Origin of the sequence: Acetobacter papayae JCM 25143, assembly GCF_000613285.1 — a bacterium.
Lineage (GTDB): Bacteria > Pseudomonadota > Alphaproteobacteria > Acetobacterales > Acetobacteraceae > Acetobacter > Acetobacter papayae.
The window spans coordinates 15,299-30,805 of record NZ_BAIN01000032.1; the positions used below are offsets into that span (position 1 = coordinate 15,299).

13 protein-coding genes and 4 pseudogenes are annotated in these 15,507 nt (G+C 61.5%); 11 read left to right on the plus strand and 6 right to left on the minus strand.

Annotated features, from left to right (window positions below):
• Positions 1–95: 95 nt before the first annotated feature.
• The 11 genes and pseudogenes from JCM25143_RS09005 to JCM25143_RS22730 all read left to right on the plus strand — a co-directional run bounded on the left by JCM25143_RS09005 (position 96) and on the right by JCM25143_RS22730 (position 7,972).
• Complete coding sequence (locus JCM25143_RS09005; RefSeq protein WP_051543145.1) at positions 96–632, plus strand: Lrp/AsnC family transcriptional regulator; 537 nt, start codon at positions 96–98, stop codon at positions 630–632.
• 35 nt (positions 633–667) lie between these two features.
• Positions 668–1,791: pseudogene (locus tag JCM25143_RS18260) on the plus strand (glycosyltransferase family 2 protein).
• 22 nt (positions 1,792–1,813) lie between these two features.
• Positions 1,814–2,536, plus strand: a complete 723-nt coding sequence (locus JCM25143_RS23905) for an ArnT family glycosyltransferase (RefSeq protein WP_234395144.1) — start codon at positions 1,814–1,816, stop codon at positions 2,534–2,536.
• Positions 2,425–3,291, plus strand: coding sequence for a hypothetical protein (locus JCM25143_RS23910; RefSeq protein ID WP_234395145.1), 867 nt, complete (start codon positions 2,425–2,427; stop codon positions 3,289–3,291). The genes JCM25143_RS23905 and JCM25143_RS23910 overlap by 112 nt, the downstream gene beginning before the upstream one ends.
• A 120-nt stretch (positions 3,292–3,411) precedes the next feature.
• Positions 3,412–4,386, plus strand: a pseudogene (gene gshB, locus JCM25143_RS09020) (glutathione synthase); the annotation flags it as partial.
• A 244-nt stretch (positions 4,387–4,630) separates the two neighbouring features.
• Positions 4,631–5,326, plus strand: a complete 696-nt coding sequence (locus tag JCM25143_RS09025) for a class I SAM-dependent methyltransferase (RefSeq protein WP_025860876.1) — start codon at positions 4,631–4,633, stop codon at positions 5,324–5,326.
• A 214-nt stretch (positions 5,327–5,540) separates the two neighbouring features.
• Entirely contained in the window at positions 5,541–5,849 is a 309-nt protein-coding gene (locus JCM25143_RS21990) for a hypothetical protein (protein WP_148300071.1), read from the plus strand.
• 32 nt (positions 5,850–5,881) lie between these two features.
• Positions 5,882–6,664, plus strand: a complete 783-nt coding sequence (locus tag JCM25143_RS21995) for a heme-copper oxidase family protein (protein WP_148300072.1) — start codon at positions 5,882–5,884, stop codon at positions 6,662–6,664.
• Positions 6,658–6,852, plus strand: a complete 195-nt coding sequence (locus JCM25143_RS22000; RefSeq protein WP_148300073.1) for a hypothetical protein — start codon at positions 6,658–6,660, stop codon at positions 6,850–6,852. The genes JCM25143_RS21995 and JCM25143_RS22000 overlap by 7 nt, the downstream gene beginning before the upstream one ends.
• Entirely contained in the window at positions 6,849–7,814 is a 966-nt protein-coding gene (locus JCM25143_RS09040; RefSeq protein WP_025860878.1) for a heme o synthase, read from the plus strand. The genes JCM25143_RS22000 and JCM25143_RS09040 overlap by 4 nt, the downstream gene beginning before the upstream one ends.
• An 11-nt stretch (positions 7,815–7,825) precedes the next feature.
• The gene (locus JCM25143_RS22730; RefSeq protein ID WP_199897853.1) at positions 7,826–7,972 is read left to right on the plus strand and encodes a hypothetical protein; all 147 of its coding nucleotides are present in this window, start codon (positions 7,826–7,828) and stop codon (positions 7,970–7,972) included.
• 170 nt (positions 7,973–8,142) lie between these two features.
• Here the strand turns inward: JCM25143_RS22730 and JCM25143_RS09050 are convergent, their stop codons facing one another.
• From JCM25143_RS09050 to JCM25143_RS09075, 6 genes and pseudogenes are all read right to left on the minus strand, one after another.
• The gene (locus tag JCM25143_RS09050; RefSeq protein WP_035370847.1) at positions 8,143–9,066 is read right to left on the minus strand and encodes a Tim44 domain-containing protein; all 924 of its coding nucleotides are present in this window, start codon (positions 9,064–9,066) and stop codon (positions 8,143–8,145) included.
• 61 nt (positions 9,067–9,127) lie between these two features.
• Positions 9,128–10,467: pseudogene (locus JCM25143_RS18275) on the minus strand (TldD/PmbA family protein).
• Positions 10,464–11,729 carry a M16 family metallopeptidase gene (locus JCM25143_RS09060; protein WP_025860880.1) on the minus strand — a complete coding sequence of 422 codons (1,266 nt, stop codon included), beginning with the start codon at positions 11,727–11,729 and terminating at the stop codon, positions 10,464–10,466. The pseudogene JCM25143_RS18275 and the gene JCM25143_RS09060 overlap by 4 nt, the downstream one beginning before the upstream one ends.
• Positions 11,730–11,789: 60 nt before the next feature.
• A pseudogene (thrC, locus tag JCM25143_RS18280) lies at positions 11,790–13,192 on the minus strand (threonine synthase).
• Between the two features lie 102 nt (positions 13,193–13,294).
• Positions 13,295–14,479: an SMP-30/gluconolactonase/LRE family protein gene (locus JCM25143_RS09070; RefSeq protein ID WP_051543148.1), complete on the minus strand. Its 1,185-nt coding sequence runs from the start codon at positions 14,477–14,479 to the stop codon at positions 13,295–13,297.
• Positions 14,472–15,507, minus strand: a 1,036-nt coding sequence (locus JCM25143_RS09075) for a gluzincin family metallopeptidase (protein WP_025860882.1), incomplete at its 5' end; no start/stop codon positions are given. The genes JCM25143_RS09075 and JCM25143_RS09070, both read right to left, overlap by 8 nt.

The window sequence follows — 15,507 nt, forward strand, 5'->3', positions numbered from 1 at the left end:
CGCACGGCCTCGGGAGAGCAAGGGGGTTGTAGCTGTGCAAGGATGCGGTTTGCCGAGGGAAGGCGAGCGTGTCATATACGGTGCCTGTTGCCGGTATGGCGTGCTCTGCGGGTATTTTGTCCTGCAAGAGGGATCGGAGTTTGAAGGTGGTGGATCTGGACGCAGTTGATCTTCGCATCGTGGCCGAGTTGCAGGACGATGGGCGTATCACCAATGTCGAGCTGGCTCGGCGTGTGGGCATATCAGCCCCGCCCTGCCTGCGCCGTGTCCGGCGTCTGGAGGATGACGGCGTGGTGCGCGGCTATCATGCAGACCCGGATGCCGCGGCCCTTGGCTGGCCGATCACGTTTTTTGCGCTGATTGGTTTGGAAAGTCAGAAAGAAACGGTGCTACGCGGGTTTGAAGACTATCTTGCCCAGTGGCCGGAAGTGCGTGAATGCCACATGATCCGCGGTGGGGGCGATTTTCTGGTGCGCCTGATCGCGCGCGATGCCGCCCATGAAAACCTGCTGACACGTCAGCTAACCGAGGCCACCCATGTCATACGGGTGCAGACCCTGCAGACCATTCGCACCAGTCTGGAGCGGTGGGGGGTGCCTTTGAAAAATGACAGTGAGGAGCAGTCCTCATGAATGAGAGCACGGACACGATGCTTTCTCCTATTGTGATGAATAACGAGACGCATGGAGCCGGAGTGGCGGAAGTGAATGAAGGGCCTGATGTCAGCATCGTCGTGCCCTGTTATAATGAAAGCGCAAATGTCCGGCCGCTGGTGGACATGCTGCGCAGGGTTCTTGAGGGACGGCGCTGGGAGGTCATTTTTGTCGATGACAACTCCCCCGATGGCACAAGCGATGTCGTGCGCGCTCTCGCACAGGAAGACAGCCGGGTGCGGGGGCTGTGCCGGATAGGGCGGCGCGGTCTTTCCTCCGCCGTGATTGAGGGGGCACTATCGTCCTCCGCGCAGGTTGTGGCGGTCATGGATGGTGATCTCCAACACGATGAAAGCCGTCTGCCTGCGCTGATCGATGCCGTGGCGGGTGGCGGGTGCGATCTGGCCGTTGGCAGTCGCCATGTTGAAGGCGGCAGTAATCAGGGGCTGGCCAATGCGTGGCGGCATGCCTTGTCCGATGGTGGCATATGGCTTGCACAGCGCTTTCTGCCTGTAAGGCTGACAGACCCCATGAGCGGGTTTTTTGCCATCAGGCAGGACAGGTTCGTGCAAATTGCGCCGTTTTTGGCCGCGACGGGCTTCAAAATCCTGCTTGATCTGGTCCTGTCGTCACCCAAACCTTTGAAGGTGCAGGAAATTCCTTGCGGTTTCAGGGCGCGTGTTGCTGGCGAGAGCAAGCTGGACGTGGTTGTCATGCTCCAGTTTGGCGCATTGCTGGTGGACAAATTGTGCCATGGTCTGTTGCCGCTGCGTTTTATTGCATTTTGCGGCGTGGGCTTGGCCGGTGTGCTGACCAATCTGGTTATTATGCAGTTGGCGTTACTGGGCGGAGCTGGCTTTTCGGTGGCGCAGGGCGTCGGCACGGTCGTAGCATGATTGTGAATTTCTTCCTTGATAATACCATTACCTATCGGGACAGGCGCCTCAAGGGCGCGCGGGCCGTACGGGGGCTGCTGCTGTTCCTGCTGGTGTGCTCTGTAGGTGCTATTGCCAATATCGGTATTGCGCAGATGCTGTACGATCAGGGGCGTATGATTACCGAGGCCAGTGTGGCAGGTGCCATCATGGCGGCTGTCTGGAATTACGCCATGTCTTCCACAATCGTCTGGAGACCGTAACCGGTTGAGCGCGGAGGCGTGTATGGAGCGTCGCTGGTGGCTGGCTGCGCTGGCAGCATTGGCGGCCCTCACACTCTTCCGGCTGATGGTGGCGGCCTGTGTGCCGCTTACCCCTGACGAGGCTTATTACAGACTTTGGGCGTTAGCCCCCGCCGCCAGCTACTTTGATCACCCGCCCATGGTGGCGCTGTGGATCAGGCTTGGCATGGCGGTGGCGGGGGATACGCCCCTTGGCCTGCGTGCGCTCGGGCCATTATCCACGGCGTTCGGCTCGCTCCTGCTGGCCCATGCTGGAGCCCTGTGGCTTCACCGTCCTGATGGACGGCCCGACAGGGCTGTCGGGGCGCGTGTGGCCGTGCTGCTGAACGCCACACTGGCGATCGGGCTGGGCTCCATTATCATGACGCCCGACACCCCTCTGATTTTTTTCGTGACGCTGCTGCTCTGGAGTCTGTGCTGGCTGTGTGCGGGAGGGCCTGTCTGTCTATGGCTGGTCGCGGGGCTGGCTGCTGGTCTTGGTTTTGCCAGTAAATACACCATGGTTTTGCCTGTTGCCGGGGTGGGGCTGTGGCTGGTTGGGAGCTATGCGGGGCGCGCATGGCTTCGCAGGCCCTGGCCCTGGTTGCAGGGTGCGTGGCTTTGCCCTGCACCCTGCCGGTTGTCTGGTGGAACGCGCACCACGCATGGGCCAGCTTTATGCGGCAGGGCGGGCGTGTGCTGGACTGGCAGCCTGTCCGTGCGCTGACTTTTCTGTCCGAACTGCTGGGCGGGCAGGTCGGGCTTGCTTCCGGCCTTGTGTTTATCCTGTTCGTAGGTGGCTGTACGCGGCTGTGGCGCAGGAGCGATGCTTTTTCCGCCCTGCTGCTGTGTACCATCCTGTGTCCGCTGGCCGTGTTTGTTCAGCATGCACTGGGGGCCCGCGTTCAGGCTAACTGGCCCGTGCTGGTCTATCCTGCCTGCGCGTTGGCTGCGGGTGTATGGTGCCCTCGCTGGTGGAAAAGTGCTGTCTGGCTTGGAGGCGTTCTGACCCTTGTGGTGATGGTGCAGGCCGTGTTTGCCCCGCTGCGCCTGCCTGTGCGGTTGGATGTAACCTTGCGGCAGATGGGTGGGTGGAGCGACTTTATCCATACGGTGCAAATACGTGCTGCGGAGGGGTATGCCAGCCCGGCCCCGGTTCTGATGACGGAAAATTACGACCTTGCGGGCGAAGTGGCGTTTTATGCGCGCGGGTCAGAAACCGTGGCGGTTGAGCCGCGCTGGGCGGTGTTTGACATTCCGCGCCCGGCCTGTGGCCTACAGGGTATGCTGCTCCGCCCGGCTCAGGAAAAAGAAGCGCCAGACCCACATGCGTTCGAAGTTCTGGGAGAGGCCAGTGCGCCGGTTGCCCGTGCACGTAGGGGCATGGTGGCTGAATGGTATGTCATGCTGCCCGTGCGCCTGCGTTGCGCCCCCGGTCAGGCCTTTGTGCGCGATGCCGCAAGTCTGCCCGTACGTCATTGAATGGGGTGTATCTGGGGCGGTGCGTGCGTTCAGGTCTTGGGGGCGTTTGCGTGTTGATGGTAAACCGGGCAGAATGTTGCCATATTTCACGGCGTCAGAAGTAACAGGAAGTGTAAGGATATGGGCTCGCATCGGCTTGTAGCGGTTCAGATGGACCCGCTGGAGCATATCAATATCGAGGGCGATTCTACATTCGCCCTGATGCTGGAGGCCCAGGCACGGGGGTACTCCCTGTTTGTTTACGAAGTCGGCAGCCTTGCTCTGGGCGAGGGCGTGCCCCAGCCGGGCCAGCACAGGCCTGCGCGGGTTAGTGCGCTCATGCGCCCTGTCTCGGTTCGGCGGGAAAAGGGCAATCACGCGACTTTTGGCGAAGCCGCGCGGCGTTCGCTGTCCGAAATGGACGTGGTGCTGATGCGTCAGGACCCGCCGTTTGACATGGCCTATATTACCGCCACCCATATGCTGGATCATGTGCACGGCACAGGCCCGGATCAGGCGCTGGTGGTCAATGACCCGCGCTGGGTGCGTGATTGCCCGGAAAAAATTCTGGTCACGCATTTCCCTGATCTGATGCCTCCCACGCTGGTTACGTGGGATGTGGCGGAGATTCGGGCTTTCCGCGCCAAATGGCGCGATATCATCGTCAAACCCCTGTTTGGCAATGGTGGCAGCGGCGTGTTCCGTATTCGTGAAGATGACGGAAACCTGAATGCCCTGCTGGAAATGCACTTTGCCCGCTCACGGGAACCGCTGATGATCCAGCGCTACGAACCCGCCGTAACGGCAGGGGACAAGCGTATCATTCTGGTGGATGGAGAGCCCATCGGGGCGATCAACCGTGTGCCTTCTGGCGATGATCACCGCTCAAATATGCATGTGGGCGGCGTGGCGCGTCAGGTGGGGCTGACGGAGCGCGATCAGGAAATCTGCAAGGCAATCGGGCCGTTCCTTAAAGAACATGGCCTGATTTTTGTGGGGATTGATGTCATCGGGCAGTATCTGACCGAAATCAACGTGACATCTCCCACCGGCCTGCAGGAACTCGAACGTTTTGATGGCGTGAATGGTGCAGCCCTCGTATGGGAAGCCATTGAGCGCGTCTGGGCTCTCACTGAGGGTATGCGTGGATATTTTTGTCCGTTCTGCGGGCAAAATATTTGGCGGAATGTCGAAAACCGGCGATAGTCCGGCATAGGTAATGATACAAAGGCCCACGCCTTGAGCCGAAACATGGTGCGGGCAGCAGTGCGGGCGCAGGCCAGAGGCCGCGAACCGCAACGGGGAAGGAAGAGGCAGAGTGGCTCTTGAAGAAATAGTGGCGAACAGGCAGGCAGGGGAAATGCACGACATGCTGAACGGGTATCCCTCTGACGGGGAAGGCGCGCCTGTTCCTCCTCCTTCGCGTTCAGCACTCGATGCTGAAGCGGTCAAACTCGCCTATCGTCGCTGGGCCAATGTCTATGACGTGGCTTTTGGCGGAATTTCGCGCTTTGGCCGCCTGCGTGCGGTCGAGGCCGTGAATGGTCTGCCCGGCACGGATGTGCTGGAAGTTGGTGTTGGCACCGGGCTTGCCCTGCCGCATTACAATGCGGACAAAGCCATTACCGGTATCGACCTTTCAAGCGACATGCTGGCCAAGGCCCGTGAGCGCGTGCAGCGCGACAATCTGGGCACCGTGCGCGACCTGCTGGAAATGGATGCCGAAGCCACTCGCTTTGCTGATAATTCCTTCGATATTGCTGTCGCCATGTTTGTGGCCTCCGTTGTGCCGCATCCGCGCAAGCTGCTGTGCGAGCTCAAAAGGGTTGTTCGCCCCGGTGGCTATATCCTGTTCGTAAATCATTTTCTGGCGCCGGGCGGCGTGCGTGGCGCGGTTGAACACGCCATGGCACGGGCCTCGCGCTCGCTGGGCTGGCATCCTGATTTCGCTATGGAATCGCTGCTTCCGCCTGATGATCTGGCGCGCGCTTACATCCAGCCTGTCCCGCCCATGGGTCTGTTTACGCTGGTCACGCTCGAAAACCTGCCGGGTTGATGTCGGCACGCCCCGAGTTGTCGCGCTGTTCTGCCACGGCTGTACACGCATATGTGCGTTTGTGACGTGGCAGGGGCGTGATGTGCGCGGGGCTGAATGGCTCGTTCCACACGGCGGAACACGCTAGAAAGAGCCCGATTAAAGGTTTCTCGTTTTTGAAACCGTAACGCGCCAGCCTGCCATGCGCGTATGAAATGATGGAAACAGGAAGACCATGACCGTTATCCATGACCAGAACCCGCATGCCGGAAACCTCGGCACAGCCCGTTCTCTCTCGGGGGTTGATGCTGGGCTTGGAGCCGGGTGGCTGGCTCTGGCTATCATTGCGGCGCTGGTGGGTGGTGGAATTTCCGCTTTCGCGGGCATGGGGGCGCTGCCTTCTGGTTCTGTCTGGGCGGCGTTGCAGCAGGCCCATCCTGTGCTGATGCTGCTTTATGTGGTCGTGCCTGCCATGGTGTGCGGATTCGGCACTTTGTGGCTACCCGGTGCCCTGCAGCGGGACGGTATGCTGGCTAATGGCTGAACCTGTCCGGTCTGGGGCTGGTTGCCGCAGGAATGGTGTTGACGGTCTGGGCCGCCCTGTCGGGTTCAGGCTCCCATGGCTGGGGGGCTACCGCTGCCACGTTGCTGTGGTGTGCAGGCACATTGCTGGCGTGCATGGCGCTTCTGGTTACGATTTTTGACAGCCGTGCGGATAGTGTTACGCGCAACGCCTTCTCTCCCTTCGTGTGGGGGGAAATGCTGTCTGCCTCCGTACTGTTGCTGGCTGTGCCGGTTTTTGCCGCTCATCTGGTGCGGCAGGGGTTGGCCTCATTGAACCTTCTGTCTGCCTCTACAACCGTAGGGGTGGAATCCTTTGCCGGGCCGATCGGGCTGGTGGTTCTGCTGGCCGGTTTTGGCGTTGTTTTCGAAATGAGCGCGCGTATCGGCCGCTTTTCTGAAAAACCTGTTGCTCTTGTCATGGCGGCGACGGCAGGCACCGGCATTGTTGCCTGGGCCAAGGCTGATCTGGCCTCTGGCGTGGAGCAGGCCAGCGCCCTGCGTGTTGGCACCATTCTGCTGGCTGTGTGCACGTTTTCGGCTGTCAGCCTTGCCGGGCTTTGGCTGGCCGGTACGTGGCGCAGCCGGGTATCACCCCGCGTGCCGCTGCTGTGGGGTATGGGGTTTCTGGTTGTTGTATCCGTCGGTTGGGTTGCCCAGCTTGTGCACGGTGCCGGGCTGCACTCAGCCTGCAACTGGGTGCGCTCTATGCTGTCTGCGGTGGCTTTTACCTGTGGCGGGGGCAGACAGGCGGGTTCTGGTATCCCCGGCGGCTCGCACGCCTGCATTTTGTGCTGACAGTGGTGGCCACGGCCCTTGTGTTCGTGCCCGGCCAGCAGGTGCTTGGTAGCGCGCTGTTTGGTCTGTCGGCTCTGTGCTTCATTCTGGCGGCAGGTCTTGGCCTGCGCTACGGCGCACTGAGGCAGACGGGCGAGGCGGCACTGGTTCCTGTTCAGAGCCGTATGGGCAAGGGAGAGCGGGCATGAGCGAAGCAGCACTGCCGGAAGGGACGACACGCCGCGTCCGTTTTGATACTGCGCGCGTTGGCACGCAGGCGCGCGACTGGCTGATGCTCCTCAAACCCCGCGTTATCTCCTTGGTGGTGTTTACGGGGGCCGCCGGGATGATCATGGCGCCGGGCCACCTCAATCCTTTCGTGGCGGCTATCAGTATTTTTTGCATCTGTCTGGCATCTGGTGCGGCTGGTGCCATCAATATGTGGTTCGACCGCGATATTGACGCCATTATGCAGCGCACCATTACCCGGCCCATTCCCGGTGGACGTATTCCGCAGGACGAGGCGCTGGCCTATGGCGTTGGGCTGTCCTGCCTGTCCGTTTGCCTGATGTGGATTGCCACCAACACGCTGGCGGCTGCCATTCTGGCATTTTCGATCTTTTTCTATGCCGTTATCTACACCATGTGGCTCAAGCGCTCGACACCGCAGAACATCGTGATCGGTGGGGCTGCGGGGGCGTTCCCGCCCATGATCGGCTGGGCTGCGGCCACGGGTCATATGGCGGTTATGCCGGTGGTCATGTTCGGGATCGTGTTTTTCTGGACACCGCCGCATTTCTGGTCGCTCTCGCTTTATGCCTGCAAGGATTACGGGCGCGCGGGTATTCCCATGCTGCCGGTTGTGCGCGGTGGGCGGCATACACGCTGGCAGATTTTTGGCTATACGCTGGTGCTGCTGGCGGTCTCGCTTGTGCCGTCTGTGCTGGGTTTGAGCGGCTGGCTTTATACGGCCACGGCTCTTGTGCTGGGGCTGGGTTTTATTGGCTGTGCCGTGCGGGTTCTGCTTGAACAGCAGGATGCAACGGGTGTCAGCCTTGTAGGTGACAGGGCCGCCCGGATTTCGTTCCGGTTTTCTCTGGCTTATCTTTTCTTCCTGTTCTGTGGCCTGCTGGCGGATCATATCCTGCGCGGCTGGAACTGGATTGGGTAAAGGACATTCTCATGAGCCAGATGGATCAAGCAGTTATCAGCACACAAGCTGAGCAGACAGAAACAAGGCGTCGGCAGACGCAGCGAGTCAGAAGCATGCTGGCATTCATGCTTGTTCTGGTGGGCATGATGTTCGGGCTTGGGTTGCTGCGGGCTTGAAAGACTGTTTTGCCTCTTGCGGGCCGCTATCCATAACGCGCCAGCCATATCTCTCTTATAAGGGCAGGGTATCCAGCGCATGGCGCTGGTAACGACAGGCAATAAAAAAAGGCCGGTGAGCGTTTCCGCTCTACCGGCCTTTTGTTTTATGGGCCCAGCTCTATGCTGTTTCAGCGTGTCTGCTGTATGGCGGAAAGCAGCCAGCGCCCGCCACGTGCGGGGCGGATAAAGGTCCATAGCTCCGTAATGGTGACAGTCTCGGTCGAGCTTCCGTCGATAACCTGCCCCATGGCGTTGGTAGTCAGATCGATCAGGCTGTAGCGCATGGCGACCGTGGCATAGTTCATGCCGTTTTCAGACCATGCCTCGGCCAGATCACCTTGCAGAAAGCGCACGTCCGAGACGACATTGCGCGCACCCTGACTGGCGAGTGCAGCAAGCTGCTCGTTGAAGTAAGAGACCATCTCCGGCGTGGCCATCTGCTGCATGGCCGGGATGTTCTGCTGGTTCCATGCGGTCTGGATATCCAGCAGTGTCTGCTGGAAGGCCTGATAATCCGCAGGGGTGATCTGCACAGGCGAGGAGCCGCCCTGCTGCTGCACGCCAAAAGGCGGCGATACCGGACGGGCAGGTCCCTGTGCGCCCATGCCGCGGCCAGCATTGCCACCGGCACCGGAAAAGCGGCGCACGAGCCACATAACCACCATGACAACCAGACCGACCTGCAACAGCATCCCAAGGAAGCTGAACATGCCGCCCACGCCCCCCATGAAACCATGGCCTGAAAGCAGCCCGAACAGCCCCGCACCAAGGAACCCGCCCGCAAAGCCGGTCAGGAACGGGTGGCGGTTCTGATAGGGCATGCCTTGGCGGGCAAACGGTGCAGCCCCCATGGCGCCGTATCCGGGGGCAGTCGGTGCCATACGCGGCGTAATGGAACGCTCCATCGGTGCCGATTCATAAGGGGATGTGCTGGTCCTAGGCGGTGCGCTCCATGTCCGGCTGCCTCGGCTTCCCATGGAGCCGCCGCTGCCAGCCCGTGCATCGGCATGGGAGGCAAGGGGGCCTATGGCAAGGCTCACGGTCATTACCATAGCCAGTGCGGAGGAAAAAAAACGAACGCTCACGGATCGGATACTCTCAGACGAAATAAGGTCAGGCCCCTGCGGTATTCAGGGTTTCCACCCTTAATGTGGGGGCGTCGGTGCCAAAACGAAAGGCCAGATCGTTCGCTAGTGTCATGGAGGCAAAGATTTCGAGCAGATTTCCGGCCAAAGTGAACTCGGCCACGGCTTCGGCAATCTGCCCGTCGCGGATCATAAAGCCCGATGCCCCCCGCTGTAATCGCCGGTCAGCCCGTTGATGGACGAGCCCATCATCTCGGTAATGTACAGGCCTTCCTTGATATCGGCCATGAGTTCAGCCGGGCTAAGGCTGCCGGGTTCGAAAAACAGGTTGGTTGCCCCCGGGGAGGGTGGGCCAGAGGTGCCGCGCCCTGCACGGGCGTTGGTTTCAAGGCCAAGCTGGCGCGCGCTGCGGCTGTCCAGCAGCCATGAGGACAGGACACCATCGCGCACGAGGCTGAGTGGTGCCATGCGCAGGCCTTCCCCATCAAAGGGGCGCGAGCGCAGGCCCTTGATGCGGGTCGGGTCGTCGGTAATGCTGATCTCGCTGGAGAACAGGGCCTGATCCATCTTGTCCTTGAGAAAGGACGTGCCACGCGCAATGGCTGTGCCGTTGATGGCTCCTGCAAAGTGGTTCAGAAAGCTGCCCGCCACCCGTGGGTGAAAAACAACTGGCATGCGGCCCGTGCGCGGGCGGATGGGGTTGAGGCGCGCGACGGCCTTCTGCCCTGCGTTACGGCCCAGTTCGGCGGCGTCTGTCAGGTCGCGTAGCCATAGCGTGCCGTGGTGATCGTAATCGCGCTGCATGCCTTCGCCACTGCCTGCGAGTACACAGACAGAGTTGGAATGGCTGCTGCGGGCATACTGACCGGAAAATCCACCCGTGGTCGCAAAGCTAACCTGTGTGCGGCCGCATGAAGCACTGGCCCCGGCACTGTTCGTAACGCCTGTTATGGCCAGTGCCGCATCCTCGCCCAGCCGGGCGCGGGCCAGCAGGGTGGCCGTATCAGGTTCCGAGGGGTCGTTAAGCTGAAGGGCGTTGTCTATACAGGGCGTTGTCATGGCCTGCGGGGCCAGACCGGCATAGCGGTCATCGGGCAGAACGCGGGCCATGGCCATAGCCTGTGCCGCCAGTTGCTCAAACCGGGCGGGCTCCACCGTGGAGGTGGAAACAGTGGCGCTCTTGCAGCCGATAAAGACCCTGAGCCCCATATCCGTGGTTTCGGAGCGCTCCAGTTCCTCGGTCACGCCATTGCGCACGCCAGCGCCCACGGAAATGCTGCTGACATGTATGGCCTCGGCCGCGTCCGCTCCAGCCTGTTTGGCATGGCGGAGCAGGTCGGAAAGCAGGGACAGGGTCTGGGCCGTCATGCTGCCAGGTTCTCCGTAATGCTCTGGAGGGAGGGAATGTGGCCAATGGGGCCAAGGGCTGCAAGCGTAGGTGTTCCGGCAAAAATCCGGGCTGCTGCCGCACGGATATCATCCGTGGTGACTGCTTCGATGCGGCTTACGGTTTCCTGCGTGGGAATGATCCGGCCGAAAATCTGGAGCTGGCGGGCAATCTGCTCGCAGCGGCTACCGGTGCTTTCCAACGACATGAGCAGCGATGCCTTGAGCTGCGCGCGCGCGCGGGCCAGTTCCTCTTCCTGCACGCTGAACTGCACCTTGCGCAGTTCTTCAAGGGTGACGGGAATCAGCTCTGCACATTCCTTTTCGCCGGTACCGGCATAAATGCCGAACAGCCCGCCATCGATAAAAGGTGCGCTGAAGGAATAGACTGAATAGACCAGCCCACGTTTTTCGCGGATTTCCTGAAACAGTCTGGAGGACATGCCACCACCCAGCACGGTGGAAAGCAGCATGGTGGCGTAGTAATCGGCCCCCTGATAGCCCGAGCACGGAAAGCCCAGCAGCACATGGGCCTGATCCAGCTCACGGCTTTCGCGGTATTCGCCGCCAAGGTAGCGGGCGGCGGTCATGGCGGGGCGGGTGGCATTGGGCAGGTCTGCAAAGTGGCGCTGCACCTGCTCCAGCACGGCCTCGTGCTCCAGATTGCCGGCTGCCGCAATCACCATATTATCGGGCGTGTAATGCGTGGCCATATAGGACATGAGCGTTTCGCGGCTCATGGAACGGATCAGCTCTTCCGTGCCGAGCGTGGGGCGACCCATGGGCTGGCCGGGGAAAGCCGTTTCCTGAAAATGGTCGAACACGATATCGTCGGGCGTATCGTTGGCCTGACCGATTTCCTGCAAGATCACGCCGCGCTCGCGCTCGAGTTCGGCGGCATCGAACGTGGAATGGGTCAGAATATCGCCGATGATGTCGATGCCGAGGTCAAGGTTTTCCCGGAGCAGTTTGACATAGAAAACAGTCTGCTCGCGGGCGGTATAGGCATTGATATGGCCCCCCACATTTTCAATTTCCTCGGCAATGCGCAGGGCGGAGCGGCTATGCGTGCCCTTGAAAGCCATATGCTCGAGAAAATGGGAGACACCGTTCTCTTCGGCGGTTTCGTTGCGTGTGCCAGCAGAAACATACGCACCGAAAGATACCGTTTCCACGTGCTCCATGCGCTCGGTGATAACGGTCAGGCCGGAGGGCAAGCGGGTCTGTCTGATGGGGTCTGTCATTCTCGTCCTGAAAAAAGGAAAGGCTGCCGGGCAGGCAGCCTGATGGGGTGGAGCGGCCTGTCAGTCCGTGTTGCCGCCAGCAAGGGCGGCGCGGACAGCATCCTTGATGGCATCTTGGGTCGCGGGCACGGTGCGGTAGCGTTCGCGGCGTTCGAACAGGTCGGCCATGTGGGGCGGCAGGGCCGGGTGGATACCGGTTGCAGCCACCATGGCATCCGGGAACTTGGCCGGATGGGCCGTGGCTTCCGCCACCATGGGAATACCCGGCTGGCGGAACCGCCTGCCAGCCTCGATACCGATAACGCTGTGCGGGTCAGCCAGATAGCCCGAGCGCTGGTGCACGGAACGGATAGCCGCTTCGGTCTGCGCGTCATCTAGAGCCAGACCGGAAAACAGGGTGCGTGCGCGCTCCCATGCCTCGGCCGGGATATCCATATGCCACTGGTGCGGAAACCGGTCATGAGTTCAGCGCAGCGTTTTGCGTCGCGTCCAAGCAGTTCGAACAGAAGACGCTCGAAGTTGGAAGAGACCTGAATATCCATTGAGGGCGAGAGGCTGGGCACCACGCCTTTGATGGTCATGTCGTTGGCGTTGAGGAAGCGCGTCAGGATATCGTTGCGGTTTGAGCCCACGCACAGATGGCGGATGGGCAGGCCCATGCGGCGCGCCGCCCATGCGGCCAGAATGTTACCGAAATTGCCGGTGGGCACGGCAAAGGAGACTTCGCGCTCCGGCGCGCCAAGGGCGAGGGCCGCATGGACATAATAGGGAATCTGGGCGGCAATACGTGCCCAGTTGATGGAGTTGACGGCCGAAAGGTTCATCTCCCGGCGGAAGGGCATGTCCGCGAACAGCGCCTTTACCAGATCCTGACAGTCGTCAAACGTGCCTTCCACCGCGAGGTTGGTCACGTTGGGTTCCAGCACGGTGGTCATCTGCCGGCGCTGCACCTCCGAGGTGCGGCCTTTGGGGTGCAGGATGACAACGGACAGGCGTTCGCGCCCGCGGCAGGCCTCAATGGCGGCGGAGCCCGTATCGCCCGAAGTCGCGGCCACAATGGTCACGCGCTCGTTGCGCTGGGTCAGAACATGTTCAAACAGGTGGCCGAGCACCTGCATGGCCATGTCCTTGAAAGCCAGCGTGGGGCCGTGGAACAGTTCCTGCACAAACAGGCCATCATCAACCTGTGTCAGCGGCACGGTGGCGGGGTGACTGAAACCAGCATAGGCCCGTTCGCACAGGGTCTTGAGGGTTTCGAAGCTGATATCAGGCCCCGTGAATGGCGCCATGACACGGGCGGCCAGTTCAGGGTAGGGCAGCCCGCGCAGGGCCTGCCAGTCGGAAAGGGAAAATTCCGGCCATGTCTCGGGCAGGTAAAGCCCGCCATCCTCGGCCAGGCCGGTGAGCAGCACATCGGAGAAGGAAAGGGCGGGGGCATTCCCGCGGGTCGAAATGTAACGCATGGACGAGAGTATATCCTGAATGGCGTGTGCCGCGAAGTGGCCTTGTGGAACATTTGTCCCGCCCGCCGCCGGGTGGAGCGGTGCGGGGTAAATGGACAGGGGTTAGTGGGTGGGGGGCGTTGTGGGCAGGGTGAGCTGGTAGAGCGTAACGGGCCAGTTCATGGAAGGGGCTCCGCCAAACGCGCCACTCTGGTCAACCTGACTGGCCGTGACATACAGATGTCCTTTGCCGTCCAGCCCCGGTGTTGTGGGCCAGCGCAGGCGGTCATCGGTTATGAGCCTGCGCGGAATACGCCCGGTGGTGTAGCTCTGTATGCTGCCTGTTGTGATGTCGGACCAGTAGAGCGTGCCATCCGAATCAATAACCAGCCCGCCGAGGCTGGGTGTCTTGAACCACTGGGTCACACTTTCCTCAAACGCGGCGGGGGTAATGTGCGGGTCGTTGAAAATGCCGGTATCAATGCGCGAGAGGTACCCACCCGGCGGCTGCACCACAATCCAGCTTCCATCCGGGCTGACCGCGATCATGCTGGCATCCATGGCCACAAGTCCGCCATTCGGATGGTGCAGCGGGCCTTGCGGGGTCATGATGGGGCGGGTGGCTGTCAGCGCTGGGTGACGGTCGAGAAAGCGGCGGCTTATGCCTGTGTCCAGATCAACAACCAGAATGGCGCCCACGCCGGAATCCGGCACATAGGCGGTGTGCTCATGCACCGCCACGCCCGAGAGAATGCTGCCGGGTTGCAGGGCGTCGGCCTGAATGGGCACGCTACGCACCACCGCGTTGTTGGTGGGGTCTATTTCCAGCAGTCTGGGCGCGGCTTTGGGGGGCTGTTCACGCTGGGGCACGCCACTATCGAGCACCCATAGCGTGCCCTGCGCGGTGCGCGTCAGACCGGCTGCGGCAATAATGGGCTTGGCGGCTGCTTCCTGTGTGGGGGCATCTGGTGCGCTGCTGCTTTGTGCCGTATTCCACATCGCTGCGGGCCAGGGGGCTGTTGCGCCATCGGGCGTGCGAATGAAAAGCTGCGGCCCGCTATTGCCCAGCCATGCCGGAGCTTCCAGCACCATGCGGCCATCGGGCAGGGGCAGCACGGCATCCCAGATATGGTCGGAAGATTGCATGAAGGGCGTTAAGGCCTGAGGCCCCAGTTCGGATTCCTTGGGCATGTGCAGCGCCCATGCCTGCGGGCCGGTGGCAAGGCAGGCGAGTGCCGCGGCAAGAATACCCAGCCGCCGTGTTGCGGGGCGGCGGGAAAAACGACGGCGGGGGGCTGTATCAGGCATTGGGCGCGCGATCCACGTAACGATTGCGAAGATGGGCAAGATAGGCATCTGCGCCCAGCGGCGCGCCGGTGGCATCCTGCACGATCTGCCTGAGGGCGACACTGCTGCCGCGTCCATGCACATGAGTGCGGAGCCAGCCCAGCAGGGGGGTGAAATCGCCCTGCTCAATGGCAGGCAGAATGGCAGGCACCTGTGCGCAGGCTGCCTGACGGAGCTGGGCCGCCGTCATGGCCCCCAGTGCATAGCAGGGGAAGTAGCCGAATAGCCCGGCAGGCCAGTGAATGTCCTGCAGGCAGCCCTGCCGGTCATCCGGCACGCGCAGGCCGAGCAGGCTGTGTATGCGCTCATTGAACGCCTGAGGAAGTTCGGCCAGCGGCAGATCGCCAGAGACCAGCGCTTTTTCCAGCTCGTATCGCGCGAGAATATGGGCCGGGTAGGTCACTTCATCAGCATCCACGCGGATAAAGCCCGGCTCCACATGGATAAGCTGGCGGTGTAGGGACTGCGCATCCCATCCCGCTGCGTTTTCCGCTATGTCGAATGCCTGACGCAGGCGTGGTGCCAGCCAGCGTGTGAACGGGGCAGAGCGGCAGAACTGCATTTCCATGATAAGCGACTGGCTTTCATGCAGCGTCATGCCGCCGGACTGGCCCACGGGTTGGGAAATCCACGCATCGGGCAGTCCCATTTCATACAGGGCGTGGCCGGTTTCATGCATGACACCCATCATGGCGGGAATGAAATCATCCTCGCGGTAGCGGGTGGTCAGGCGCACGTCATGCGTTGCGCCGCCGCAGAAGGGGTGCAGGCTGACATCAAGCCGCCCGCGTGTGGTGTCAAACCCCATGCGCTGCATCAGCTCGCGGCCCAGTGCTTCCTGCCGGGGCAGGGAGAACGGGCCTTGCGGGGCAGGGGATGGAGGTAGGGCCGCCTGTGCTTCCAGTGCGGCGGCGGTCAGGGCGGGCAGTTCGGCGCGCAGGCGGGCGAAGAGCGGGTCAATATCGGTCTGCCGCGTGCCGGGGTCGAAG